Annotated in this window: 8 protein-coding genes and 2 pseudogenes; 8 read left to right on the top strand and 2 right to left on the bottom strand. The window is 54.7% G+C overall.

Annotated features, from left to right (window positions below; genetic code table 11):
- Positions 1–192: 192 nt before the first annotated feature.
- A complete protein-coding gene (locus tag MRBLSP13_RS15130; RefSeq protein WP_363755361.1) occupies positions 193–1,128 on the top strand; it encodes an IS1595 family transposase in 936 nt (311 codons plus the stop codon).
- A gap of 180 nt (positions 1,129–1,308) precedes the next feature.
- Here MRBLSP13_RS15130 and MRBLSP13_RS15125 read toward each other — a convergent pair whose 3' ends face one another.
- Positions 1,309–1,965, bottom strand: a complete 657-nt coding sequence (locus MRBLSP13_RS15125; RefSeq protein ID WP_363755359.1) for a DUF3800 domain-containing protein — start codon at positions 1,963–1,965, stop codon at positions 1,309–1,311.
- Here MRBLSP13_RS15125 and MRBLSP13_RS15120 point away from each other — a divergent pair.
- Entirely contained in the window at positions 1,964–2,116 is a 153-nt protein-coding gene (locus MRBLSP13_RS15120) for a hypothetical protein (protein WP_363755357.1), read from the top strand. The two genes, MRBLSP13_RS15125 and MRBLSP13_RS15120, sit on opposite strands and share 2 nt — an antisense overlap.
- On the opposite strand, the gene MRBLSP13_RS15115 is transcribed toward MRBLSP13_RS15120, so the two are convergent.
- The gene (locus MRBLSP13_RS15115) at positions 2,113–2,913 is read right to left on the bottom strand and encodes a hypothetical protein (protein WP_363755355.1); all 801 of its coding nucleotides are present in this window, start codon (positions 2,911–2,913) and stop codon (positions 2,113–2,115) included. The two genes, MRBLSP13_RS15120 and MRBLSP13_RS15115, sit on opposite strands and share 4 nt — an antisense overlap.
- A 534-nt stretch (positions 2,914–3,447) precedes the next feature.
- On the opposite strand from MRBLSP13_RS15115, the gene MRBLSP13_RS15110 reads away from it, so the two are divergent.
- From MRBLSP13_RS15110 to MRBLSP13_RS15085, 6 genes and pseudogenes are all read left to right on the top strand, one after another.
- A complete protein-coding gene (locus MRBLSP13_RS15110) occupies positions 3,448–3,624 on the top strand; it encodes a hypothetical protein (RefSeq protein ID WP_363736946.1) in 177 nt (58 codons plus the stop codon).
- Positions 3,625–4,093: 469 nt separating this feature from the next.
- Positions 4,094–4,853 (top strand): annotated as a pseudogene (locus MRBLSP13_RS15105) (IS5 family transposase).
- 66 nt (positions 4,854–4,919) lie between these two features.
- Positions 4,920–5,728, top strand: a pseudogene (locus MRBLSP13_RS15100) (IS5 family transposase).
- Positions 5,729–6,219: 491 nt separating this feature from the next.
- A complete protein-coding gene (locus MRBLSP13_RS15095; protein ID WP_363736947.1) occupies positions 6,220–7,401 on the top strand; it encodes a sulfotransferase domain-containing protein in 1,182 nt (393 codons plus the stop codon).
- Between the two features lie 169 nt (positions 7,402–7,570).
- Positions 7,571–8,815, top strand: coding sequence for a glycosyltransferase family 4 protein (locus MRBLSP13_RS15090; RefSeq protein WP_363755353.1), 1,245 nt, complete (start codon positions 7,571–7,573; stop codon positions 8,813–8,815).
- Positions 8,816–8,902: 87 nt separating this feature from the next.
- Positions 8,903–9,493, top strand: a complete 591-nt coding sequence (locus MRBLSP13_RS15085; protein ID WP_363755351.1) for a helix-turn-helix domain-containing protein — start codon at positions 8,903–8,905, stop codon at positions 9,491–9,493.
- The last annotated feature ends 76 nt before the right edge of the window (positions 9,494–9,569 follow it).

Below are 9,569 nucleotides of genomic sequence, written 5' to 3'. Positions count from 1 at the left end.
GTGATAGCCGCCCAGCGGGATGGATGCTCGGCTTCTTGGTCCAGCACCAGGCGGACTGCCCGCTCGCGCACCTCCGGTGCAAACTTGTTCGTTGTCTTGCTCATCTTAGACCCTACCTCTCAGGAGTGGCGTTTATATACCTTGCAAACACGATAGCGATGTGACATAAGATTCCCACAAGGAGTCAATGACATGTCCGTTCTTTCCCGCCCCGAGTTCCACAGCGAAGAAGCTGCCTTTGCCCATCTGGAGCGGATCATCTGGTCGGACGGAGTTGTCTGCACGCATTGCGGTTGCATGGGCCGCGTCACGAAGGTGAAAGCGAACCCCGCCAAGCGCATCCGTGAGGGCCTCTGGCGCTGCGGCGACTGCAAGAAGCAGTTCACCGTCAAGATCGGCACTGTGTTCGAGCATATGCGTCTTCCGCTGCACAAGGCGTTGCAGGCCGTCTATCTCATGACCAGCAGCAAGAAGGGCGTATCGGCCCACCAGCTCCACCGCACTCTGGAAATCACCTACAAGAGCGCTTGGTTTCTGGCTCACCGCATTCGTGAAGCGATGCGCGCTGGCGAGCTTGACCTTCCGTTCGGCAACACTGGCGGCGCTGTCGAGATGGACGAAACGTTCATCGGCATCGAGCCGGGCGTGAAGATGGGCAAGGGCGGCGTTCGTCACAAGATGAAGGTCGTGACCCTTGTTGACCGCGAGACGGGCCGCGCTCGCTCCATGGTCGTGGACAAGCTGAACATCAACGTCGTGACCGGCATTGCCGTCGAGAACATCGCTCGCGAGGCTTACCTGATGACCGACGACGCAGGCTTCTACCGCAAAATGCGCTATACCTTCACCCACGGTTACACCCGCCACGCGAAGGGCGAATATGTGGACGGCATCATCCATACGAACACCGTCGAGGGCTATTTCAGCATCTTCAAGCGTGGCATGAAGGGCGTCTACCAGCACTGCGCGAAGAAGCACCTTCACCGCTATCTGGCTGAGTTCGATTTCCGATATTCGAACCGTGAGGCTGTGGGCTTCAACGATGCTGATCGTTCGGTCGAAGCGATGAAGGGCATCGTCGGCAAGCGCCTCACCTATAAGGGGCCTAACGCAGCCACCGCAGCCTAAGTGCGCGGGCAAAAGGGTTAGGAGCCGGTGGCGGACGAAGCCGCATCGACGAAATCCCAAAAAGTCATAGACCTTTTACCGCTGTATGCGTAGATAAGGACGCACGGCCTTCGCTTGGTGACAAGGGCTCTGGGAGCACTTCTTCGGATAGCCAAGATCGCGGATTTCGCGGGCCGTGCATCAATAATAGTGCTCGGTACCTCTCTGCCACATATCATAGTGATATGTGAGGCGATCCTTTATGAGATCGTATGACCGCTCGTCATTCCGCTCCCATTTTCGCTGGATCGCCCATGCACAATAATCGGCAACTTGGAGGCATGGGTCTGCTGCGCAGGGCATAAAGTCTGTTTTCCATTGAGACGCCTTGAAGTGCTGCTTCATTACGTCGTTGACTGCTTCCGCGAACGCAGCCTGTTCCTTTCTCGTGCCGAGGCAGGCCGTCGTAACCAACGCCTGATTTAGCGGCGTAATTTGATGCCTGGCGCCGTGGCGAAAATGGAAATACCAGCCAGTTTTGTAGAAGCGCTCTTTCGACGCCTGCAAGTGCGGCTGCGCCTTGGATTTCTCCATTATGGTCGCCTGAACCTTGAATGGCTTTTTCAAGATCGTCGCATACACTTCGTCGCGCACATCTTGCTTGTCTGTCGTCGCGTGAAAATACTCGCCCAACTCTCGCCCCTCCCAAGCGAGCCTTCGCCTTAAGTCGAGAAGATCGGCAGCTAGCGAGCAATCTTCCATGCTGACCGTGCATAGGATAAAGTAGCGGCTCACATTCTGATTTTTATTGAACGTGAAGCAGCCTGCTTCGTCGGCGAAAAGGAACTTATCTGGCATGAATGCCAAGGAATCCCCAAATCCCGCAGGGAGTCAACTCGACAAGTTCAAGGAACTCGCCCGCGAGCTAGAGGCGGACGAGGATGAAGCGCGGTGGGATGAGCGGCTGAAGAAGGTGGCGAAGCAGAAGCCAGCGCCTGACAAGGACTAAGCATCCAGCGGCGGAAGCCCTTTGAGCGCGATGCCTATTTTCTCGTCACAAAGGTGAATAAACACTTCTTGCCGTTTTCTAGCAATCCCAAGCTGTTGTTTATATTCTATCAGCTCGTTCAAATTTTGCCTCTGCACCTTCTTGTATGTGATGTTTTCTGGCCCTTGGGGGTCATAAACCCCCGCGAGCCTGCGACCTCGAACCGTCATCGAATCTGGCTGATTGTCGGCCATGCTTGGGAAAGCCTGAGAAATTGTTCCGCTGAATTGCGGAATGTCCGTTACAAGTCCAGGTGGAACAGGTGCCGGAGCCTGAACTGTTTGCGGGAAAGACGGGTTTGAGATGCAGATGAGATCGTTGCCGCTCCACGGTTGCATCATCAATTGGCCTCGCTCGATCTGATCGTTCACCGCAGCGATATATTGGTCCAAGGTCGCAATGTCACGGAGTTGCATGTTACGGCGCTCGATTAGAACCGGGAGTTGAGCGCTGCCTTCGATCACATTCCTTGTGTGGCGGCCTTCCCGCTCTTCGGCCTTCACCACCTTGTCCGCCGCCCTCCAAAGCAGCCATACTGCCAAAGGCAACAATAGCAGCCGAAAGAACGGGTTGTTGATTAATGCCGATGCATTCCCGGCAATTTCCATCCAAGCGGCGCTCACCCCCTTTGTTCCGAACACGACATCTTTGAATGGTTGGGCAGCAATGAGAGCCAGAATGGCAGCAGCCACAGCCTCCCAACGAGATGTAATCTTCGCGAGCGCCGAAAGCTTCTCTTTAATTTCCTCGATCCCCATAGCCGCTTCATATCAGCGGCCCTCGCGTTTGCAAAGTATACAAATGCCTCAGGAGTTAGGGCCTCCGGCAATCCCGGGGCGGTTCATATCCTGACCTCGGACAGCACGTTGAATGGTGAAGCGACAGGCTTTCAATTCGACGTTGGGAAGGTTTTTCTGTGAAGGCGTCGTTTTGATCCGGCTGGAGGAGATCGAGCATCTGGTGTAGACGTTCTGCAAAGAACTAAATGTCAGCGCCGGACAGGCGATTCTCGGCCGCCTTACGCCGCGCGCCGTCCTGCGCGGCTGCAAGCCGCTGTATACCTCGCATTCTGTGGCGTCATATCGATCGGGCACAAGCCTGACTGCCCTTGGTCGCCTTCCTTTCAAACGGATGAAGCACAGAAATGCCTTCAGGCGCCTCTTGACCGACTCGAATACAGGCGCAACCCTGTACGCATGACACCAATCGAACGCGCCTCCCGCGCCCTCTGTAAGCTGGAGGGCAATCCCGAAAACATCAAATTCGATGGCAAACCGATGTGGCAAAGATACATGCCGCAGGCGCTGGCAGTGATCGAAGCTCTACACGAACCCAGCCCAGCCATGCGAGAAGGTGGCTCCGAGATCATCCGCGCCCTTTGTCCGGACCATTCAAATCAGGTGATCGAGGATGACGCGGCCAACATCTGGCGACTGATGATCGACGCGATGCGCAAGGAAGCGCCGTGATGCGCGAAGGTCCATACAGGCCCGATTTCAGGTTTTTGGCGTTCGCTTTGGGCGTGGTCGCCGTGATCGTTATTCTTGCCGGGGCTACGAGCTAGAGGGCGACAGGCCGAGCGCAGAGCGCATCCCCCCATTTTGCTCGACCACTCATTGACCGTTTCCGGCGTATCGTAGCTGTTGGCCGCAATCTCCCGCCCGTATGGCAGAACGGATCGACTTGAACCATATCGGCAATTCTTAGGACTTCGGGCGTGGCGCAAGCAGGGAGCGTTCCGCACAGCATCAAGAATGTGGGGCTAGAGCGATTTCCAACCGATCGGAACCGATCGCTGGTTAAGAAATCGCGGCAAACAAAGAAACCAGAGCGGCGATCTGATTCAATCAGATCGCAACCCGCTCTAGGCTGTAGTGACATTTTAGGGATTCACGCGAGGTGTGATATCTGATTCAACACTGGCTTTTGGAGGCTGGTGTGGAAGGCGAGGTTCTCAGGGACGATCAGTGGGAGCGGCTGCGTGAGTTCGTGCCGGGCGGCCGCAAGGGCAAGCGTGGTCCGCGCAGCGACGGGCGGCGGTTTCTGGATGCACTGCTATGGCTCGCGCGTTCCGGCGGTCGCTGGCGTGATCTGCCGGAGAGGTTCGGTCCCATCAGACAGCCAAGCGGCGGTACTATCGCTGGATCGAGCAAGGGGTGATCGACCGGATATTCGAAGCGGTATCGGATGATCCAGATATCGAGTGGCTGGCGATCGATGCGACCGTGATCCGCGCTCAGGCCCAAGCCGCCGGGGCACGGGTAAAAAGGGGGGCGTTCAAGCCCAGGCTCTCGGCCGTTCGCGAGGCGGGTTTGGCACCAAGGTCCACACCGTAGTCGATGCCCTTGGCTTGCCGATCCGCTTCATCCTCGGTCCCGGCCAGCAGAACGACATGGCACCCGCCTGCGACCTGATCCGCGGCATCCCGGCTGGCAAGGTCTTGGCTGATCGCGCCTATGACGCTGACCGCCTGCATGATCTCATCTACGACCAAGGCGGTGAACCGGTCATCCCACCCCGCCGCCATCGCAAATACCAGCATCCCTATGATCGCATCGCCTACAAGCAGCGCTGGGGTATCGAAGCCTTCTTCGCCAAGCTCAAGCAATTGCGACGCATCGCCACGCGATACGACAAGCTCGCCGCCAACTTCCTCGGCTTCGTCAAACTCGCATCCATCATGCTATGGCTCAAATGATTAAATCGTCACTACAGCCTAGAGGCTGTTATGGACTTGTGAGTTCGAATGGATTCAAAGGCTTGAATGGAATTTCATCGCAAGCCTTATCCGTCTGACGTATCCGATGAGGAATGGTCGCTGATCGTACCGTACCTGACGCTCCAGCGTGAGGACGCGGGACAACGGGAGCACAGCCTTCGCGAGGTGTTCAATGCCTGCGCTACATCGTGAAGACGGGAGCGCCGTGGCGATGGATGCCGAACGACCTGCCGCCTTTGGCGGCGGTGTATCAGTAGACACAGCGCTGGCTGGCGGCGGGCTGCTTCGAGGCGCTGGTGGGCGACCTGCGCGCAGTACTGCGCTTGGCGGCTGGCCGCTCAGCCGAACCGACCGCTGCCATCATCGACAGCCGGACGTTGCGCTCCACACCCGAGAGCGGCGAGCGCGCCGGCTATGACGGCGGCAAGCGCAAGAAAGGATCAAAACTCCACATGGCGGTTGATACGCTGGGGCATCTGCTCGCGCTTCATGTGACGCCGGCCAGCGCCGAGGATCGTGGCGAGGTTGAACGGCTCGCGCGGACCGCGCAGGCCGTCACCGGCGACAATGTCGACATCGCCTATGTCGATCAGGGCTATACCGGTGCGCGGGCGGCCGATGCCGCAGCCGCCCACGGCATTACGCTGGAAGTCATCAAGCTGCCCGAGGCAAAGCGGGGCTTCGTTCTCCTCCCTCGGCGCTGGGTCGTCGAACGTTCCTTCGCATGGGCAACCCGCTTCCGGCGTCTCGTCAAGGACTATGAGCGTTACGCCCAGACACTCGCCGCACTCCACCTCGTCCCTTTCGCTTGCATCATGATGAAGCAAGCCGCAGCCATCACCGCTGGTCCATAACAGCCTCTAGCCAGGCGCTGCATCGAGAAAATGCCAACGCAGCAATTGGTTGTTGCCGGGCTAGGGGGCAAGATATGCTTATATCCAGCGCGGTGCTATGAATATGGAGAGCCGGTTTCTCGATGCTTCAGAGATGACACCAATAGAGGGCCGTTATGTTCAGCCGAAATGGAATCTTCCCCCTATTTCCAGATCCTCAAAGATTGCCGCCCACGTCGAATTTAGGAACGGCGGCACATGGCAACGGGCGTTGAAGGGAAAAATGCGCGCTCAGTTCAGTCGGTTGATCGATTCGCGTATGTGGCGGGTACCCACGTTGGCCTTGGTATACCAATCCAAAACGCCTCATGAGTATAATCTACGAATGGACCGATGGGCTCACTCGACGAGGCAGATCACGATAACTTAATAAAAATTATAACTTTCTCTACGAATATCAATAATTTATAACATTACTGTGACTAAAGAAGAAAATCAAGAGCGAGATACAAATGGAAATCGTCAATATTAGAGATTTTGTGCGACCACCCGTAATTTTATGTGCGGGATTGCCTAGGAGTGGCAGCACTTGGATTTATAATGCTGTACTTGAACTGTGCAGAGAATACGGAAATACCATCGGTGTTTATTCAGATGATTTTCCAGAAAATTTACGAGAACTAATACAGAGCAATCAAACTCTGGTAATAAAATCTCATGCTCCAAGCCAATATTTATGTGAATTAGTGCGATTTGTTGGAGGAAAATCGATTGTGAGCGTCCGTGATCCGCGGGACTGTGTTGTATCACTTATGGAAGTTTTTGGATTTGAGAAATCGGCTGCAATCATCTCGGTTAAGAATAGTGCCGATGCTATTGAGAAACTGCTCCTCGAAAAGAAGTCTTCTATCTTTGTTTATGAAGACATGCCAGATCGTTTAGCAGCAATCATGCAGTTGGGAAATGACATTGGTTACCCGGTTGAGACGGCGTTCGCCCAAACTATGGCCGAAAACTTGGAGCCGGAAAAAATTCGAACGCGAGTTATGGAACTGGAGAGGCAAGGTGTTCTTGATTCCAGTAATGCCGTAGGGAGCTATACGAATGAGACCCACTGGCATCCAGGACATGTAGGAAATGGTAAAATCGGAAAATATATAAATACCCTTTCAAAATTTGATATTGCGCAAATAGATCGCAATAATCCTTCTATTATGCGGAATTTCAACTATAATATTCATGCCGTACCAACAATAGAAGGAGATTCATCATTCTATATGTCGGAATATGGTCGATTATTTGCGGTAGAAGGTATTTCGTTCGTCGAAGAGTGGGGCGTTTGGTCTGAAGGCGCTAGAACTCGACTGGAATTTCATTTTGCTCCACATATAAGGTCGGTAAAGATTGAAGTGCACTTTTTCCTCGGCCCAAGCATGCAAGGCTCCGCACCATCGGGACACGGAATGGTCAGAGTTAACAACATAGAGGTAACGCAATTCCCCGGATTAATGGCACCCGCTGTGGAGGTAATATTAGTTCATACCAGTACTCCGAACATCAATGGATTAATCAATCTTGAATTTAATTTCTCTGAATTAAAATCGCCAGCAGAGTTAGGCATTAATCAGGATATCCGACTTTTGGGTATCGGACTTCGCAGGGTATCATTCACTGTAGTTGATTTCATGGCATAGGGAAACGAAGCTTGTTGGGGGGAGAAATAGGTCAACCTCTTTCGGAAATGAGTGGCACGCAGCTTACTGATTAACGGCACCCCTATAAGATATCTCTTCGGAGCGAAAAGGCTGTCGACTTATGTACATATATTTTAGCCAAAATACTTCACAATAATAGGAAAATTTCGTGCGAATACTTGTAGATGGGCTTAACATCGCCCTCCCGACGGGAACAGGGATCGCGACCTATGCGCGTAACTTCATCATGCAGGCCGCTCGATGTGGGCATGATGTTGATATAATATTAGGTAATAATTGGGAAGGGCCGATTCCCTACGGAGACCATCCTACACTGGCGCAGACGTTGCAGCGGCCAGAGCAAGGCAAGCGGTCATTTCGTGCGGTCCGACGCTATTGCGGAGCTGTTCGTAACATCCTCAATCCTCGCCTCCATCAAACGGTGCTGACGATAGATAAAGAGGGCTTGCCGGTGCAGAACGCATGGTATAGACGCGAATTATTCGCGAACGCTGTGGCTGCATTCCGGCGTTTCGGGCGTTTCACGGAAGTGGACATTCCCGGTATTGATCTGGCTCATTGGACTTGCCCCGTGCCGCTGCGGGTGCGCGCCGCGCGGAATATTTACACAATTCACGATCTTGTACCATTGATCCGACCGGAACTGGTCTTGGGCAATCCAAACCGGATGCGGCGGTTATGTAATGAAATCACAAATAATGCAGACCGTATCCTGACTGTATCGGAACGTTCGCGGTCGGACATTATTGAACAGATGAACGTTGATCCTGACTTAGTCGTAAATACATATCAGTCATTGGAAGAGGTATTCTGGCATCAGCCGAAAGCGGCAAGTTTTCTCGATCTTCCGGCAGGTCTGACGAACCGCGGCTATTTCCTCTTCTTTGGCGCGGTGGAGCCGAAGAAGAATGTCGGGCGGATCATAGAGGCACATCGTGATGCACGCATCAACCTGCCACTCGTTTTGGTAGCTTCTCCAGGTTGGGCCAGCGACGATCTGTGGGAGAAGATAAAACGCTATAGTGAGGGTGCTGGCGGGCGTTGTATTCTGTTGCAGCATCTGCCTCGGAAGGAATTGATGGCGCTGATCAGGAATGCAAGATCGGTAATATTCCCATCGCTTTATGAGGGTTTTGGCTTGCCCGTGCTCGAATCTATGGCATTGGGAACTCCCGTAATTGGTTCCACCGCTGGAAGCCTGCCAGAGGTCATCGGTAATGCGGGGCTACTAGTTGACCCAGTTAGTGTAGCAGAATTGGTCGACGCGATGCTGAAGCTGGAACGAGATACCCATCTTGCGACGAAACTGGCGGAAAATGGCTTGGTGCAGGCAGCTCGTTTTGCGCCGGACAAATATAGAAAGAGGATAGAAGCTCTCTTGGCTACTCTCTAATACCGACGTGCGCGGGTTCTGACTCACGGTTGGATTCCCAAGGTGCTAATTTTCTGATTCGTTGCAGCGAGCAAGAGGAGGCTCGCGATGGCGGCAGCGATTGGGGTTCGAACGGACTACACATCGGCGGATTTGCGGCGGTTGGCGCGACGTTGTGGTGACGCGGAACAGGTCCGACGCATGCTGGCTTTGGCGGTAATCCTGGACGGCGGGAGCCGGAGCGAGGCAGCCCGTGTGGCCGGGGTGACGCTGCAGATCGTGCGCGACTGGGTATTGCGCTTCAACGAAGATGGCCCCGAGGGGCTGGCGACACGCAAGGCGCCGTGCAGGGCATCGATCCTTAATGATGAGCAGCGTGCCCGGCTGGCTGGACAAGTCGAGGCTGGGCCGATCCCGGCTGCTCATGGTGTCGTGCGCTGGCGGCTTGTCGATCTGACGCAGTGGATATGGGACGAGTTCGGGCTGTCGGTGACGCGCTTCACGTTGGGGCGGGAGCTGCGGGCGATGGGCTACCGCAAGCTCACGGCCCGGCCGCGCCATCACGGCCAGCGGGGCGAGGACATTGCCGATTTTAAAAAAGCTTCGCCTCCCGCCTGGCAAAGATCAGGAAAGCGCCTCCCCAGGGGCCTGAGGTGGTGTCGGCAATTCGGACAGGGTGATAAGCTCATCCCGACCTGAAGGAATGGACGGGAATGAAGACGACGAGAAAGCGCTACAGCGCCGAGTTCAAGGCGAAGGTGGCGATGGAAGCGAT

The sequence above is a fragment of the Sphingobium sp. LSP13-1-1.1 genome, from assembly GCF_040676415.1.
Taxonomy (GTDB): Bacteria; Pseudomonadota; Alphaproteobacteria; order Sphingomonadales; family Sphingomonadaceae; genus Sphingobium.
The sequence above is the reverse complement of the archived record's forward strand: the minus strand, read 5'-3'. Positions and strand labels throughout refer to the sequence as shown.

Bases quoted from the DNA above. Each gene is read 5' to 3' on its own strand.
- MRBLSP13_RS15110 (WP_363736946.1), top strand. From the start codon at position 3,448: ATGCCGCAGGCGCTGGCAGTGATCGAAGCTCTACACGAACCCAGCCCA.
- MRBLSP13_RS15095 (WP_363736947.1), top strand. From the start codon at position 6,220: ATGGAAATCGTCAATATTAGAGATTTTGTGCGACCACCCGTAATTTTA.
- MRBLSP13_RS15125 (WP_363755359.1), bottom strand. From the start codon at position 1,965: ATGCCAGATAAGTTCCTTTTCGCCGACGAAGCAGGCTGCTTCACGTTC.
- MRBLSP13_RS15085 (WP_363755351.1), top strand. From the start codon at position 8,903: ATGGCGGCAGCGATTGGGGTTCGAACGGACTACACATCGGCGGATTTG.
- MRBLSP13_RS15130 (WP_363755361.1), top strand. From the start codon at position 193: ATGTCCGTTCTTTCCCGCCCCGAGTTCCACAGCGAAGAAGCTGCCTTT.
- MRBLSP13_RS15115 (WP_363755355.1), bottom strand. From the start codon at position 2,913: ATGGGGATCGAGGAAATTAAAGAGAAGCTTTCGGCGCTCGCGAAGATT.
- MRBLSP13_RS15120 (WP_363755357.1), top strand. From the start codon at position 1,964: ATGAATGCCAAGGAATCCCCAAATCCCGCAGGGAGTCAACTCGACAAG.